General features: G+C 45.4%; 15 protein-coding genes. 2 read left to right on the top strand and 13 right to left on the bottom strand.

Annotated features, from left to right (window positions below):
- Positions 1 to 36: 36 nt before the first annotated feature.
- The 10 genes from hisS to GCU85_RS03740 form a co-directional block, all read right to left on the bottom strand.
- Positions 37 to 1,314, bottom strand: a complete 1,278-nt coding sequence (gene hisS, locus GCU85_RS03785) for a histidine--tRNA ligase (protein ID WP_152809531.1) — start codon at positions 1,312 to 1,314, stop codon at positions 37 to 39.
- 41 nt (positions 1,315 to 1,355) lie between these two features.
- Positions 1,356 to 2,468, bottom strand: coding sequence for a RodZ domain-containing protein (locus tag GCU85_RS03780; RefSeq protein ID WP_152809529.1), 1,113 nt, complete (start codon positions 2,466 to 2,468; stop codon positions 1,356 to 1,358).
- A gap of 2 nt (positions 2,469 to 2,470) precedes the next feature.
- Positions 2,471 to 3,232 carry a hypothetical protein gene (locus GCU85_RS03775; protein WP_152809527.1) on the bottom strand — a complete coding sequence of 254 codons (762 nt, stop codon included), beginning with the start codon at positions 3,230 to 3,232 and terminating at the stop codon, positions 2,471 to 2,473.
- A complete protein-coding gene (rlmN, locus tag GCU85_RS03770; protein ID WP_152809525.1) occupies positions 3,229 to 4,308 on the bottom strand; it encodes a 23S rRNA (adenine(2503)-C(2))-methyltransferase RlmN in 1,080 nt (359 codons plus the stop codon). Before rlmN ends, GCU85_RS03775 begins: the two co-directional genes overlap by 4 nt.
- A gap of 146 nt (positions 4,309 to 4,454) precedes the next feature.
- On the bottom strand, positions 4,455 to 4,886 hold the full coding sequence (ndk, locus tag GCU85_RS03765) for a nucleoside-diphosphate kinase (RefSeq protein ID WP_328592789.1): 432 nt from the start codon (positions 4,884 to 4,886) through the stop codon (positions 4,455 to 4,457).
- Positions 4,887 to 5,016: 130 nt separating this feature from the next.
- Positions 5,017 to 5,724 carry a HesA/MoeB/ThiF family protein gene (locus GCU85_RS03760; protein ID WP_152809521.1) on the bottom strand — a complete coding sequence of 236 codons (708 nt, stop codon included), beginning with the start codon at positions 5,722 to 5,724 and terminating at the stop codon, positions 5,017 to 5,019.
- Positions 5,724 to 6,404, bottom strand: coding sequence for a nucleotidyltransferase family protein (locus GCU85_RS03755; protein WP_152809519.1), 681 nt, complete (start codon positions 6,402 to 6,404; stop codon positions 5,724 to 5,726). The genes GCU85_RS03760 and GCU85_RS03755 overlap by 1 nt, the downstream gene beginning before the upstream one ends.
- Positions 6,405 to 6,472: 68 nt before the next feature.
- Complete coding sequence (locus GCU85_RS03750; RefSeq protein WP_152809517.1) at positions 6,473 to 7,471, bottom strand: aminoglycoside phosphotransferase family protein; 999 nt, start codon at positions 7,469 to 7,471, stop codon at positions 6,473 to 6,475.
- A 167-nt stretch (positions 7,472 to 7,638) separates the two neighbouring features.
- On the bottom strand, positions 7,639 to 8,274 hold the full coding sequence (locus tag GCU85_RS03745; RefSeq protein WP_152809515.1) for a thiol:disulfide interchange protein DsbA/DsbL: 636 nt from the start codon (positions 8,272 to 8,274) through the stop codon (positions 7,639 to 7,641).
- Positions 8,275 to 8,465: 191 nt separating this feature from the next.
- Positions 8,466 to 9,173: a c-type cytochrome gene (locus tag GCU85_RS03740; protein ID WP_152809513.1), complete on the bottom strand. Its 708-nt coding sequence runs from the start codon at positions 9,171 to 9,173 to the stop codon at positions 8,466 to 8,468.
- A gap of 57 nt (positions 9,174 to 9,230) precedes the next feature.
- Between GCU85_RS03740 and yihA the strand changes: the two genes are divergently transcribed.
- Positions 9,231 to 9,998 (top strand): ribosome biogenesis GTP-binding protein YihA/YsxC, encoded by a 768-nt coding sequence (gene yihA / locus GCU85_RS03735; RefSeq protein WP_152809511.1) that lies wholly within the window; start codon positions 9,231 to 9,233, stop codon positions 9,996 to 9,998.
- Positions 9,999 to 10,128: 130 nt separating this feature from the next.
- Positions 10,129 to 10,692 (top strand): hypothetical protein, encoded by a 564-nt coding sequence (locus GCU85_RS03730; protein WP_152809508.1) that lies wholly within the window; start codon positions 10,129 to 10,131, stop codon positions 10,690 to 10,692.
- Between the two features lie 574 nt (positions 10,693 to 11,266).
- Here the strand turns inward: GCU85_RS03730 and GCU85_RS03725 are convergent.
- The 3 genes from GCU85_RS03725 to GCU85_RS03715 are packed head-to-tail and all read right to left on the bottom strand — an operon-like array spanning position 11,267 to position 14,355.
- Positions 11,267 to 11,719, bottom strand: a complete 453-nt coding sequence (locus tag GCU85_RS03725) for a hypothetical protein (RefSeq protein WP_152809506.1) — start codon at positions 11,717 to 11,719, stop codon at positions 11,267 to 11,269.
- 59 nt (positions 11,720 to 11,778) lie between these two features.
- The gene (gene parC / locus GCU85_RS03720; RefSeq protein WP_152809504.1) at positions 11,779 to 14,001 is read right to left on the bottom strand and encodes a DNA topoisomerase IV subunit A; all 2,223 of its coding nucleotides are present in this window, start codon (positions 13,999 to 14,001) and stop codon (positions 11,779 to 11,781) included.
- A 6-nt stretch (positions 14,002 to 14,007) separates the two neighbouring features.
- Positions 14,008 to 14,355, bottom strand: coding sequence for a hypothetical protein (locus GCU85_RS03715; RefSeq protein WP_152809502.1), 348 nt, complete (start codon positions 14,353 to 14,355; stop codon positions 14,008 to 14,010).
- Between the last annotated feature and the right edge of the window lie 38 nt (positions 14,356 to 14,393).

Genomic DNA, 14,393 nt, shown 5'->3' with positions numbered 1-14,393 from the left:
TCATTAATTGTTAATTATGTTTTAGTAATTTAGTTTTTAGTTGCTTTTAGTCTGTTGACTCGATAAATAGTCGGGTAACTCGGCAAACGGCACCGTAGCTTGTGTACCGCACGCCAGCGTTTTTACCGTTGCTTGTTGCGATAGCCGCTCAGACTCACCAATCACTACCGCAAAGCGTGCACCCGCTTGGTCTGCTTTTTTAAACTGGGCTTTGGCATTGTGTAATCCTAAGTGGGTCAGCACTGTCGCGTTTGGGCAAGCGTTACGAACCGCATTAGCAAGGACTAATCCGCTGGATCGTGCCGCTTCATCTAATAATACAAAATAAGCCAACACCGCTGACTGATGTGGCACAACATCCATTGCCTGCATTAATAGTACCACGCGGTCAATACCTAACCCAAATCCAACCGCAGGTGTCGATTTTTTGCCCAAATGCGCCGCTAAACCATCATAGCGACCACCACCACAAATCGTCCCTTGCGCTCCCAGCGACTCTGTCACCCATTCATAAACCGTATGATTATAATAATCCAATCCACGGACCAACGTCGGGTTAATCGTGTAATTGATGCCTGCCTGATCCAGACAGCTGAGCACCCGATCAAAATGCTGCTGCGAGGCTTGATCAAGCTGTTCAAATAGCTTAGGCGCCGCCTGAATAAGTGGCTGCATATCAGGGTTTTTGCTGTCTAAAATCCGCAGCGGGTTTTTGCTTAGTCGTTGCTGGCTATCATCATCTAGGGCATCCGCCTGTGCGCTAAAATAATCGACCAATGTCCTGCGATACGCGTGGCGAATGTCAGTGGTCGCCAAGGTGTTAATTTGTAACGTCACCGCATCGGCAATGCCTAATGCTTGCCAAAGCTCGTGTGCAAATATAATTTGCTCGGCATCTTGCTCGGGGGTCTCTACACCAAACGCCTCGACGGAGACTTGATGAAATTGCCGATAACGCCCTTTTTGTGGGCGTTCCCGACGAAACATCGGGCCTGCCGTCCACAATTTATGCGCGCCAAACGTCAGCCCATGCTGCAAAACAGCGCGTACCATACCTGCTGTGGCTTCGGGTCGGAGACACAAATGCTCACCTTCGTCCTCAAAAGTAAACATTTCTTTTTCTACCACATCAGTGCCTTCGCCAATCGAGTGCTGAAACAATGCGGTGTTTTCCAAGATAGGTGGGTGAAATGGTTGGTAACCATAGCTTTGTAATTTTTGGCGAATGACGGACATCACATATTCAAACGCAAGGGCGTCTTCGTCGCGAATATCACGCATACCACGAATGGATTGAAAAGGTTGTTTAGTCATTACTTGGCGATTTTTAATTGGCGGTTATTGTTTAGTGGTTATTATTTGGTGGTTATTTCATACTGAATGTTGCCAACTTTATAATCTGCGATATTAATTGGCGCGTCGTTAAATAAAATACTGTCAATGGCTTCTGGTCTGGCTAAATTCACAACAAACGGTAATTCTCCTGATATATCAATGGATTTGTTGCGTCCATACGTGTTGATTGCTAAGTTTTCCCCAGTGGCATCTTTTATCTGAATCCACGCATCTTGATTAAATCGAATCTTAAGCGTTGCCGTCACCGGTGTCTCATCCGTGGCAGCTTCATCCGTGGCAGCTTCGTCACCTGTTTCATTATTCGTCTCATTTTCTGGGCTTTCGAGGACTACGGCGGGGCTCTCGCCGTCAGTCAGCGCAGTGCCTGCTACATCACTGCCATTTGCTGCGTTATTGTTTGCCCCCCCTAACACATCACTTGCTAGGGTATTTGCTTGGTTCGCCTCGTCAATCAGCCGAGCAACCGTTGCATCAGTTGTGTCATTTTCAGCGCCCGTTGTCGCGTCAATTGCTGTCGATGTCAATGCAATGCCATCCAACGTTTGTGCATTATCTGCATTACCCGAATTATCTGCGTTACTCGCTGCGCCAGATTGGCGCGCAGTAAGTGCCGTATCATTGCCAACTGATTGACGAAACAATCTCGGCTCAACCAACGATAAATAGGCGTAAATCAAACCAACAAAACTCACCAACGCCACTGCAAACGACAGCGTTTTGCTGTGGCGTTTAGTTTTTTGCCGTCCACCGTTTAGGTTATGTGCCACAGAAGGGCGTAACGCAATGTTTTCTTGTGGGTATTGCGCATCGTATGCCGCGATATACTCCGATGCATTTAACCCTAAATATTTGGCATAAATCCCTAAATAACCGCGTACATAAACGGCAGTGCCAATTGCGGTAAATTCATTGTCCTCGATGGATTCGATGACGCTTACCGTCAATTTGGTCGTCTTTGCCGCCTCATCAATGCTAATTTGCAGCGCTTCGCGAGATTGCCGAAAATCTGCACCAATATCGATTGGGGCTGCCATTAAATCTGCGCTTGGTTGCTCAGCGGTTTCATGTGCCTTTTTATTGACAGCATCGCCTTGTGCTGAGTTTTCTGTCATGTTTAGGCTCCGCCAAAGAGTATTTTTGCTTCCTCAGTGCCTGCGTAACGCGTTTGCATAACTCGCATTAAATTACGCAATTCAAGCTGATTGCCTAACTCTTGAGCAATCAAAATCGACAGATAAACCGACCGCGCACTATAACCAATTTGGTTATTTACCGTATCGACTTTTTGCTTTGCCTCTGGGATAAATCCTTTGGATATATCAATTTCAGCCAACGGCAACAAAGCACCTGCGGAATAAGGTTCGTACTCCAATGCCCGCTGATAATGCACAATGGCTTGTGCTTCATCGCCATTTGCGCGGTAACACTCAGCAGCAGAAATTTCACCGAGCGCTGCCAGCGTTCTATCACTAGCCAGCATGCGGTCAATCAATGATTTAATTTGGTCTTTGCGGTCATATTTACACAAAAAGATACTGTAATTCATATAGCCACGACCAAAGTCTGGAAATTCGGCTATCATTTTTTCATAGACTTCTTCGGCCAGCAAATTCTGCCGAACTTCTTCATAAACCAACGCCAACGCATTATACGCTTCTGGCATTGGGAAAAGCTCGATTGAACGCTGTAACCGATGCTCAGCCAAATCATAGCGCTCACGCTGGATATATTGAATACCCAATTCAAAGTGGCTTTGCGCGGCTGCCTCAGGTTTTGGCTCTGGTGGCTCATCGCCATCAACACTGGTGATACACCCCGCCAATAAAAATTGAACAGCCAATACACTGGCTGCTATCAGTTTCGTTGTTACTTTCATCTTTGCCTCACTAAAATACGTTCACGCCGACTCTTGTCTTTGACTTCGCCCACGAGTTGGCCGCACGCGGCTGCGATATCGTCACCCCGTGTTTTACGCACGGTTACCAGCGCCCCTTTGCTGACCAAGCACTGTTGAAACGCCGCAATGGTCTCTGGCGTTGATGTGCTAAAAGTAGAACCAGGGAATGGGTTAAACGGAATTAAGTTAATCTTTCCAGGTAAGTCCTTAACCAATTGATACAAATCGCGTGCGTGCGCCAAGCTATCGTTTACCCCGTCCAGCATTACGTATTCCCACGTGATATGCTTTTTGCGGTGTTCGTCTTGAACAAAGGCTTTGCAAGCATCCATCAACGTGGCAATCGGATACTTCTTGTTAATAGGCACAATCACATCGCGCAATTCATCGGTTGGCGCATGCAACGACACAGCCAGCGCAACAGATGAGTCTGTCTTTAACGCATGTATTTTGGGCACAATCCCAGACGTAGAGATGGTGACACGGCGTTTAGACAGCCCAAACCCTCTATCATCCATCATCAAATTAGCGGCTTTGACGACCGCTTGATAATTCAATAACGGCTCACCCATCCCCATAAAAACCACATTGGTGATTTTACGGCGCCCGCTTTTTTGCCAACCCAGTTCCTGCATCGCAATCCAAACTTGGCCGATAATTTCAGCCGCACTCAAATTTCGGTTAAATCCTTCGTGTGCCGTCGAACAAAATGGACAAGCCAACGCGCACCCTGCTTGCGAAGAAATGCACAGCGTACCGCGTTCATTCTCAGGGATAAAAACCACCTCGATGGCATTACCGCCTGCCACATTAAGCAGCCATTTTCTCGTCCCATCTTGAGAGTGCTGGCGCGTCACAATGTCAGGCAGTGTCAACGTCGCATTCGTTTTTAAACTTTCTCGACATGCCTTAGACAAATTGGTCATCGCATCAAAATCTAACACCCCTTCATGATAAATCCACTGCATAACTTGTGTCGCACGAAAAGGCTTTTCACCCATATCGGCAAAAAACTGCTTCAACTCCGTAAACGACAAATCCAATAAATTAATCATAAATCCTGCGTTAAATCAAACGATGACCATCAGCACACATCAATACACATCAGCGCGGGTGAAGTGTGGGTAAAGCGTGGGCAAAGTGTGGATAAATAACACGTGTCAATATTCCGCACAAGCCATCCATTTCAAAGACGTATTGACTAGCGCTTGCGTGCGCAAAGCTCAGCGTCGGTAAAGAAGAATTTAATCTCTTCGGCCGCCGTCTCTGGCGCATCAGAGCCGTGTACGGCATTTTCATCAATGCTCGCCGCAAAATCAGCGCGGATGGTGCCTGGCGCTGCTTCGGCTGGATTAGTCGCGCCCATGACTTCACGATTTTTCGCAATCGCGTTTTCGCCTTCTAACACTTGCACCATCACGGGACCAGAGGTCATAAATGAGACCAAGTCATTATAAAAAGGACGCGCCTGATGCACCGCGTAAAAAGCCTTGGCCTGCTCATCGCTTAATTGCATCATCTTCGCAGCAACCACGCGAAGCCCTGCTTTTTCAAAGCGGTCATAAATTTGGCCGATGACATTTTTAGCGACGGCATCAGGTTTGATAATTGAAATAGTACGTTCTGTCATAATTTTTCCTATTCGTTGTTAATTACAAATTGATTAAGATGCGTATTTTAGCATAGAAGCCCTTCGGCTCAATGCATAAATCGTTAAATACTCGCAACAAACTCGCTACGAACCAATGTTGCGTCGTTCGGTTTTATTGTTTTGCCACAGAAATGGTGCGAAATCCCATAGTCGCCCCGTCAAACAGCAACATTTGTGGCAGTATCTCTCCTAGCGTAGGATAAAGCAAAACACGCAGCACCTGACATGCCTGCACATACCCAAGCAAGCCAACTGCAGGTGTCAAAACACCACTTTGCGAACAGCTTTCCTCAGCCATTGGCCGTGAAAACAACGCCGTTAACGCAGGAAATGTTGCATCCAAACGCGTATAACTAATCCCCTCAAACCGACTAACCGACGCATGAACCAAGGGGCACATTCCAGCACTTGCCACACCGTCCAAACACTGTGTCAGCGGCCAATTATCTCCGCAATCCACCAGCACATCAGGGCGATAATCTGTCACCAATGATGAATCAAACGGTCGATTAACGCTAACAATATCCACAAAAGAAAAATGAGCGGCTAAGGTCTTTTGCGCGACTTCGGCTTTATTTTGACCGATGCTTGCTTGATTAAATAACGTCTGTCGCGCCAAATTGGTTTCATCGACTGTGTCATGATCAACCAAAATTAAACGCCCCACGCCGCTACCCGCTAGGGCTTGGGCAACGTGACACCCCAACCCACCAACACCCGCAATGATAACGGTTTTAGCCTGTAGCACCGATTGCCCTGTAACACCCACGCTATCAAACAGCATTTGGCGCGAGTAAAACTGTAGGAATGCATTATCCACTAATCACACGCCTGCCCAACATCATTTTTTAAGGCGGCATCCAATGCGGCTAATTGCCGTGGATTACCCACGTTGTGCCAGATACCTGTATACAGCGCACCGCTTGCACGACCCGCATTAATCGCCGCTTTGAATAGCGGTGCAATCGGATAAACCCCCGAACTTGCTTGTGTAAATAACCGTGGATGAACAACACTGATACCCGCAAAGGTATAACTAGGCTTTGCAATCACACGACCACCCGCCAACCCAAAATTCGCAGGGAATAGCGGTGCATCAGTCAACACCAAATGCACATCGTCTTGGCTCGCCAGTGTCTGTTCATTTATGCGGTGTAACGGAAAATGACTATACACGTCCGCACTCACCAGCAAAAAAGGCGCTTCGCCTAATAGCGGTAACGCCTGAAACACACCACCACCTGTTTCCAAACCCGTTTCAGGCTCTATTGAGTACGCAATCTCTACGCCAAAATCACGCCCTGTGCCCAGCGTCTCAGCAATTTGCGAACCCAAATAACCCAGATTAATCACAATATCCGTAAATCCCGCGGCGCATAGTCGCTCAATCTGATGCACGATAAGCGCCTTGCCACCAGCCATTAGGAGGGGCTTGGGTGTGTTATCTGTCAGCCTCCCCATACGCTTACCGCGACCTGCCGCCAGAATCATTGCTTTCATACTATTATCACGATGCTATCACGTTATTTATAAAATAATTTTCAACTTTAATGTTGTTTAATGCTGCTTTAGCGCTGCTTTAAAACAGCATGCATCCGCAAATAAAGCGTTTCAAACAATGGCTGTGCAAATTGAAAATTCGGATACCGCTGAATCACGTCGTTGACATAATCGAATACTCGCGGCAAATCGCTCAGATACTGATGCTTGCCATCACGAATGCTCAGTCGCGAAAAAATCCCCAAGACTTTGACATGCCGCTGCAACCCCATCCAATCAAACGCGCGAACAAATGTCTCATAGTCCCCATAATACAATTCGTCACTTATTAATTGAATATAATAGCGCATTAACTGTTTTTCCAACAGTGCGTCAGGGTAACGGATATAACAGTCCTTTAAAATGGAAACTAAGTCATAGGTAATTGGTCCATAAACCGCGTCCTGAAAATCAATCACACCAATCGAGTCCGTTGGCGTTTGCATCAAATTACGCGAATGAAAATCGCGATGCACCCAGGTTTTGGGTTGCTTTAGGGCCTGTTCGACTAACATCGAATTGAGCTGCTTTAATGTCGATTCTTGCAAGGATGACAAGCGCATACCTAACAACTCACGGACAAACCAAGTCGGAAAGAGGTTTAATTCTTGCCATAGCAGGTCATCGCTATAGTCAGGCAATGCCAGAATCTGCTGCCCGCCTTGTTTTTGTATCATGAATAACACAGCCAATGCTTGCGTTAACCACGTATCGGCATCTTCACATAATAAACCATACAATGTTTGGTCACCAAAATCAGATAACAACAAATATCCTTGCTCAAAATCGGCTTCGATAATTTCTGGTACTTGAATACCCGCTTGGGCAAAGGCCATTGCGATTTGATGAAAAAGCGCCGTATTTTCTAGTGCTGGAGGCGCGTCCATTAGCACATAACTACACCGAGGCGTGCTCACACGATAGTATTGCCTAAAACTGGCATCCCCTGCTATTTGTTCTACGCCATGATAATCTGGCACATGCTGATTAAGAAACGAAGACAAAGGGTCTCTAACTATTGACGACATCACAATTTATCCACTAAAGTCGCTGTTAATAATTTATTTAAATGCAAATTAAACAAGCAGTTCAAAACAACTCACATGACAACAACACCATTAAAAACGCCGCAGAAGCGGCGTTTTATCTCGTCATTGGCAATCGTACCAACAAGCATTGGCCGCTACTTTGGCCGCTACTTCACATCGGTTGTTTTCAATAGATAATCAATTACTTGGAAAAAACGTTCGTAATTACTACCCAATTTGACCATGTACTTGCCATTGACCAACACGGCAGGCACACCTGTCACACCCGACTGCTGATAAATTTGCTCCGAGCGTTTCAGATTTCGCTCTACCTGTAGCGATTTCCAAGATTTCTCAACTTCATCAGGGCTAATACCAGCAAAGGTTGCAATGAATTCAATGGCGGCTTTTTTATCCCCCATCAATTTGCGCTGCTTGTCTTTGTGGATAGCATCAAAATAAGCCATATCAAAATCATGCCCTAATCCTAGTTTTTCTGCCACATACTTGACTCGGGCCGTAAACTCCCAATAACCACCAGTGGCTGGGATTTTATAAAACCCGACTGATTCAGGCTTAGTATTCTCAGCCCATTCATTTATATGCGACTCTAGATTATAACAATGCGGGCAAGTATATGAGAATATCTCGATGACTTCCTTTTGCCCTGCTTTTTGCGGGTCCAGCGGGTTAGCCAGTGCCGTATAGTCAGCACCTTCATTAAATAGCGATTGCGCCTGCACCGCGCCCGTCATTGCCACCAGTGCCGACAAGGTAAAGAATACTTGTTTGAATAATCTCATGATTAATCTCCAGTTAATAAATTGGTTTATAAATTGGTTTAAGACGTAAAGACCGTAAAAACTGACACAGCGAATAAGCCATCCAGTGCTATTAGCATAAAGGGCAATGTGGTTGCTTTCTTAACCAACAGATTACACGCTGTAACAAACTCATTTAAATCATCTTAGAATTAACTGAAAACAGCTCAGTGTCAGGGCTGCAACCCTTGAATATAATAGGATAGCGCTTCGATATCTCGGTCAGTTAACTTAACCGCGATACTGCGCATCATTCGCCCTGGGTCATTATCACGATAAGTCATGGCCGCTGGATTTGATGTAGAAGCCTGCTCATCAATCAATGCGCCGAGACGAAAAGCCTTTAGCTGAGCAGAAATGTACTCTTTGTATTGCCCCGAAATCATCGGATACGCTGACGGCGCAACACCTAGCCCCGTCGGACCATGACAGGCTGTACACGCAGTAATGCCACGCGCCAAATCACCCCCACGATAGAGGTTTTCGCCTCGAGTCAGCAGCTCATCTGTCACGTCTTCATCGGCCGTGACACCTGCAAAATCAAATACCTTTTCCATGCTCTCATAGTAAGCGGCAATATCAAGGATATCTTGCTCACTTAAATTCGCTGCTTGAGGCGCCATGACAGGATCTTTGCGCAAACCGCTTTTAAATTCGGTCAGTTGTTTAGCGGTATAGGCTGCATTTTGCCCAGCAAGACGCGGCCACTCTGGGTTTAGCCCTTTGCCATCCACGCCGTGACAGGCGACACAAGCCTCAACCTTGCCCGCACCAGCGGTCGCATCGCCTACCAACGCCGCCTCACCAACGGCATCAGATGACCAAACGGCTGTCGGCAAAACTAACCCAAATAATAACGATAAAGTAATATTTTTTTTCATAATGGAAAAAATTCCCTTATAGTATCTATTTAATTGCCCCTTATTGTAACGTAAAATATGAAATCAAACTATAAAAACTGTACATTTTTCACCAGCGCCGCCAATCTCAGTGGTTGCCCAGAGAGCATCCGCGAGGTTGCATTTGCAGGGCGCTCAAACGCGGGAAAATCCAGCGCACTCAATTATCTCACACAGCAAAAAATCGCCAAAACCAGTAAAACACCTGGGCGCACACAGCTAATTAATTTTTTCGCACTTGATGAGGGATATTTTTTAGTTGACTTACCCGGATACGGCTACGCCAAAGTGAGCCGCACAACCCGCGAAGCATGGCAACAAAACCTCACTGATTATTTGGCCGCTCGCGAACCCTTGATTGGGCTGGTGATTGTCATGGATTGCCGCCACCCTTTTCAACCCATCGATGAGATGATGCTGGATTTTTGCGGCGAAGTAAATTTACTCGCGCATGTTGTCTTGACCAAAGCCGACAAACTCTCCCGCAGCCAACAGCAACAAACCTTGATTCGCGCTGAAAATCGATTGCGCCGCGACTGGGATTTTGCCAGCGCACAACTATTATCGTCATCCAAAAAACAAGGTGCAGAGACGCTCAGCCGTGTGCTTGATGACTGGCTTTACACAGACTATTCGTCTCTCGATTCACCCTATCCTGACTCACCCGATGACGGCTTGGGTGACGAATTCGATAGCGAGTTCGATAGCGAACTCGATGACGAGCTGGAAAATGGGCTGGACAATGGGCTGGATGACGACTTGGCAAACCACCCAAGCGACACACAAACTAAAGATGATGCGTGCTAGATGATGCGCGCTAGTTATTCGCATGTTATAATTGAATCTTATGACAACCCATTAGTAGTTTATTAGTAGCTTATTATCAATCTATTGGCAACCACTTATGAACCAACCAATATCTAACAAGGAGTCCACCATGAAAAACTCAAACCCAAATACAAACCAAAACACAAATACAACCAAATCAACCTTATTTACCACCCTATTTGCCGCCTTGTTTGTTGCGCTACTCACGGGCTGTTCAGAGGAAAAGCCCAACACCGAGCAATCCAACAAAAATACCGACAGTGCCGAATTGGCATCGCAAGTAGAATCGCAAATAGAATCGCAAATAGAGTCCACCACCAAAGCAGCCGAAACAACGACCAAAAATGTATTAACCGATGCCAAAACCATCATTGACGAAACCACAAAAACCATTAACGAAGCGACCCAGAAAAGCCAATCAGAACTAGGCAAGGCACTTGGCGAAATGAATAACGAGCTTGAGTCACTCAGCCTAACCATAGACAATCACTACAAATTCACTGATGCCGAGGCCGAAGAGTTCGCCAAACACATCGAAAAACTCGCCAAGCAAGCCGGCGAAGCGGCCAGAACGCTAGAAGAAAAGACCAAAACCATTGGCGAAGCCGTTAACCGCGGCTTCCAAGCAGGCTACCAAGGTGAAACGACAGAAGAAACACCCCCTGCGGAGTAAACGTAAAATAACCCGATTAATTAGTGTACTAGGAAGAATATTGCCGCTAAAAATCAACTACAAATGAATCTATTTTTTTGAATTCATCGGCATGAGCATACTAGGCATGTGGCTCTTATTCAGTACCGTGTTAGGCGGGTTGTTATTCACCGTTCCACATATTTGGGCTAAAACATGGTTTTTACTGCTTGTCATCATTTGGTATATAATGGGGCTGGCATGCTAACAGGTTATTGCCGGCAGTTAGCTGACACCAATCATCATTTGTCTGAATATCATTTTTGTGAGTTATTGGCGCCACTAGAAAAGCGAGCAACGCAAGAAGGCTTTTTAATACTGATTATTGTCCTTTCAATATTGCAATACAAGGAAAATAAAAAAAGGTAATGATATACTCTGAACTTAATAAAATTGCGACTGGGTTACCCTTACCAAAGAGCCCTTTCTTCACCGATTAGCCATTTATCGGCATGTGGTTGTTAATTTATTATAATCCCTCTGAGGAAGCCACCTAAAAACGCTAAGTAAAAGCTATAGAACTAACAAACGAAAAACTAACACAAGTGACACGGTATTAATTTAATTCAGTCAACTGATTTACTGCGTTTGAGACTTCGTCTATGAAATTTTTGCAATTAGGCATCTCGTTAATTTTTTCGCAATTGATTGGATACTCTCTATACCAACGAATCATCTCAGGAAGAAATCTTTCCTCAACTTCCGTTAAGCTGACAACTGACCCCAAGGTAAGTCCAAAATAAAATTGATTGATTTTGCTTGAATTAGTAATATTTTCATTATAAAAATTAAGCGCCGAATGGATTTCGAGCCTATCAAGTTGCGACAATTCAGCAGTATTTTCTCTGTCTTCATTTAATAAATAAGGGGCATACTTTACGAAAGTTCGTGTTAAGTTATCCACGTTTGTCGCCATACGAGCGCCAGAGCCAAAACCCAGGTAATAGGTGACTGATACTAAAATGAACAAGACAAAAGGGATTACCGAAAAATAAATTAATTTTCTCATATTCTAATCGATATTATAATTTTTTTATTTAAATCGAAACCATCCCCGCAACCCATCCCCTACTCACTCACGGTTATCTGCTTATAAAGTTCCAGACCATTCGGTAAGCGCTTGCCGCGATTGGCACGTGCACCCAGCCATTGCAACCAAATCTCTGGCGATAGGCTTTCTTTGCTGCGTCCCACTTTAAAGCGCAAGGTTTCCTCACCCGTTAGCGCTAGCACGTCTCTGACTGTGACACCTGATTTAATGGCTTTGGGCGGAATCTGAATCAACTTGTTACCCTTGCCACGAGCAATTTCAGGAATTTCACTGAGTTCAATAACCAGCACATGGGCATCGGTCGTTGTCAATAAAATATATTTGGCGTCATCGGTCAGCCGTAGTGGCAGGTTGGCTGTGCTATCGCCTAGTGTCAAAAAGGCTTTACCCGATTTGCTACGTGAAATCAGGTTATCGTATTCACTCACCAGTCCATAGCCCGTATTACTGGTAAACAGGTATTTTGCTTTGTTTTGATCCAATAATACGTACTGGCATTGGCGGTTACCTATCGTTAATTTACCCGTTAGCGGCTCGCCAAAACCACGTGCAGACGGCAATTGATGCGCTGGCAAGCTAAACGCACGACCATCATCGGCTAAAAATACCGCCATATTGTTGGATTTACCCATTACATGATGCTGATACGCATCGCCCGTTTTGTAGCTAAGCGCCTGTGCATCGACTTGATTGCCTTTGGCAACGCGTACCCAGCCCATTTTCGATAAAATCACGGTAACGGTCTCTGCAGGTGTCAATAATGACTCATCGATGGCTTTGGCGGCTTGGCGCTCGACGATGCGGGTGCGCCTTTCACTGGCAAACTCCTCACCCAATGCAACGATTTCATCACGAATTAACTGGGTGAGCTTTTCGGGGTTGTTGAGTCGATTTTTCAAGGCTTTTTGTTCTTTGGTTAATGCGGATTCCTCTGTACGGATTTTTACTTCTTCTAGCCTCGCTAATTGGCGCAATTTGGTCTCTAAAATATACTCAGCCTGCATCTCACTCAGTGCAAACGCTGCGATTAGCGCTGGTTTTGGTTCGTCTTCTTCGCGAATAATGCGGATTACTTCATCGATGTTTAAAAAGGCAATCAGCAATCCCGCTAACAAATGCAGGCGTTTTTCTACCGCGTCCAGCCGCGTCTGTAAACGCTGTGTCACAATATCACGCCGAAACACCAACCATTCGTTAATAATTTGGGCGATATTTTTGACTTTGGGCTTGTTATCTAGCCCAATCATATTGAGATTGACACGGTAGTTGCGTTCTAAATCCGTTGTTGAAAACAAATGATTAATCACCTGCTCTAAATCCACACGATTTGAACGTGGAATCAAAACCAATCGTACAGGCGATGCCTCATCAGACTCATCACGAATGTCTTCTATCATCGGCAGTTTTTTGGCCGCCATTTGCCCTGCAATTTGTTCGATAATCTTATTACTGGCTGTTTGATAGGGCAAACTGTCAATAACCAGTGTTTTGTCCTCAATTTGATACGTCGCGCGCAGCTTAACCGACCCTGTACCCGTTTCGTATAAACTCATCAAATCAGCTGTCGGCGTAATTAATTCACCATAAGTCGGATAATCAGGACCTTTGATGATTTCAGCCAATTCAGCAACGCTCACCTCTGGTCGGTCAATGCACGCCAAACACGCATTAATGACATCATGAATATTATGCGGTGGAATATCTGTACTCATCCCAACGGCAATGCCGCTCGCGCCATTAAGCAAAATATTGGGTAACATTGCAGGCAGTAATTGCGGTTCATTTAACGAGCCATCAAAATTTGGTTGCCAATTGACTGTACCCATACCCACTTCGCGTAGCAACACCTGCGCGTAGCGGGTTAGTTTAGATTCGGTATAGCGCATCGCGGCAAAGGATTTGGGGTCATCGATTGAGCCCCAATTACCCTGCCCGTCGACCAACGGATAACGATACGAAAAATGCTGCGCCATTAACACCATCGCTTCGTAACACGCCGCATCACCATGTGGGTGATATTTACCTAACACGTCCCCTACGGTACGCGCTGATTTTTTATGCTTAGATGCCGCAGACAACCCCAGCTCAGACATCGCAAAAATAATACGCCGTTGCACTGGTTTTAACCCATCACCGATATGTGGTAATGCGCGGTCTAAAATGACATACATCGAATAATCTAAATAAGACTTTTCGATAAAGCGGCGAATCGGTACCGTTTCTAGATTATTAAACGCCATATTTATTTACACCCAATAAAGTTTAATCATGGCAAACGCCACCGCCAATGCTAACGACACGCCAATCAAGGTCAAATACCGTAATAGACGCGCATAAACCTGCAATTTTGGCGCCAATTCCTTGACCCGACGGCTCATGATAAATTTTAATAATGCGCCATTTTTGCGCCATAGCGTGGGCTTGCCTAGTGATTGCCATAGGGCAACGTGTGTCGATTTCAAGCGCCGTAAAAAATAAACCGTCAGCCAGATAAAAAATAACGCCCAACAGACCATAAATCCAATGACCATGGTTTGTAATAACTGTAACTGCGCTAATTGCAACGCATCAATAACTGCCTGTGTGTCTTCCATTGCCTTTATCCGTTTATTTGCGTTTATTATTTCGTTTA

The sequence above is a fragment of the Ostreibacterium oceani genome (genome assembly GCF_009362845.1).
Lineage (GTDB): Bacteria > Pseudomonadota > Gammaproteobacteria > Cardiobacteriales > Ostreibacteriaceae > Ostreibacterium > Ostreibacterium oceani.
This window is presented reverse-complemented; position numbering and strand designations above follow the sequence as displayed.

Bases quoted from the DNA above. Each gene is read 5' to 3' on its own strand.
- GCU85_RS03745 (WP_152809515.1), bottom strand. From the start codon at position 8,274: ATGAGATTATTCAAACAAGTATTCTTTACCTTGTCGGCACTGGTGGCA.
- GCU85_RS03750 (WP_152809517.1), bottom strand. From the start codon at position 7,471: ATGTCGTCAATAGTTAGAGACCCTTTGTCTTCGTTTCTTAATCAGCAT.
- parC (WP_152809504.1), bottom strand. From the start codon at position 14,001: ATGGCGTTTAATAATCTAGAAACGGTACCGATTCGCCGCTTTATCGAA.
- GCU85_RS03715 (WP_152809502.1), bottom strand. From the start codon at position 14,355: ATGGAAGACACACAGGCAGTTATTGATGCGTTGCAATTAGCGCAGTTA.
- GCU85_RS03740 (WP_152809513.1), bottom strand. From the start codon at position 9,173: ATGAAAAAAAATATTACTTTATCGTTATTATTTGGGTTAGTTTTGCCG.
- GCU85_RS03730 (WP_152809508.1), top strand. From the start codon at position 10,129: ATGAAAAACTCAAACCCAAATACAAACCAAAACACAAATACAACCAAA.
- GCU85_RS03780 (WP_152809529.1), bottom strand. From the start codon at position 2,468: ATGACAGAAAACTCAGCACAAGGCGATGCTGTCAATAAAAAGGCACAT.
- rlmN (WP_152809525.1), bottom strand. From the start codon at position 4,308: ATGATTAATTTATTGGATTTGTCGTTTACGGAGTTGAAGCAGTTTTTT.
- hisS (WP_152809531.1), bottom strand. From the start codon at position 1,314: ATGACTAAACAACCTTTTCAATCCATTCGTGGTATGCGTGATATTCGC.
- GCU85_RS03725 (WP_152809506.1), bottom strand. From the start codon at position 11,719: ATGAGAAAATTAATTTATTTTTCGGTAATCCCTTTTGTCTTGTTCATT.
- GCU85_RS03775 (WP_152809527.1), bottom strand. From the start codon at position 3,232: ATGAAAGTAACAACGAAACTGATAGCAGCCAGTGTATTGGCTGTTCAA.
- GCU85_RS03755 (WP_152809519.1), bottom strand. From the start codon at position 6,404: ATGAAAGCAATGATTCTGGCGGCAGGTCGCGGTAAGCGTATGGGGAGG.
- yihA (WP_152809511.1), top strand. From the start codon at position 9,231: ATGAAATCAAACTATAAAAACTGTACATTTTTCACCAGCGCCGCCAAT.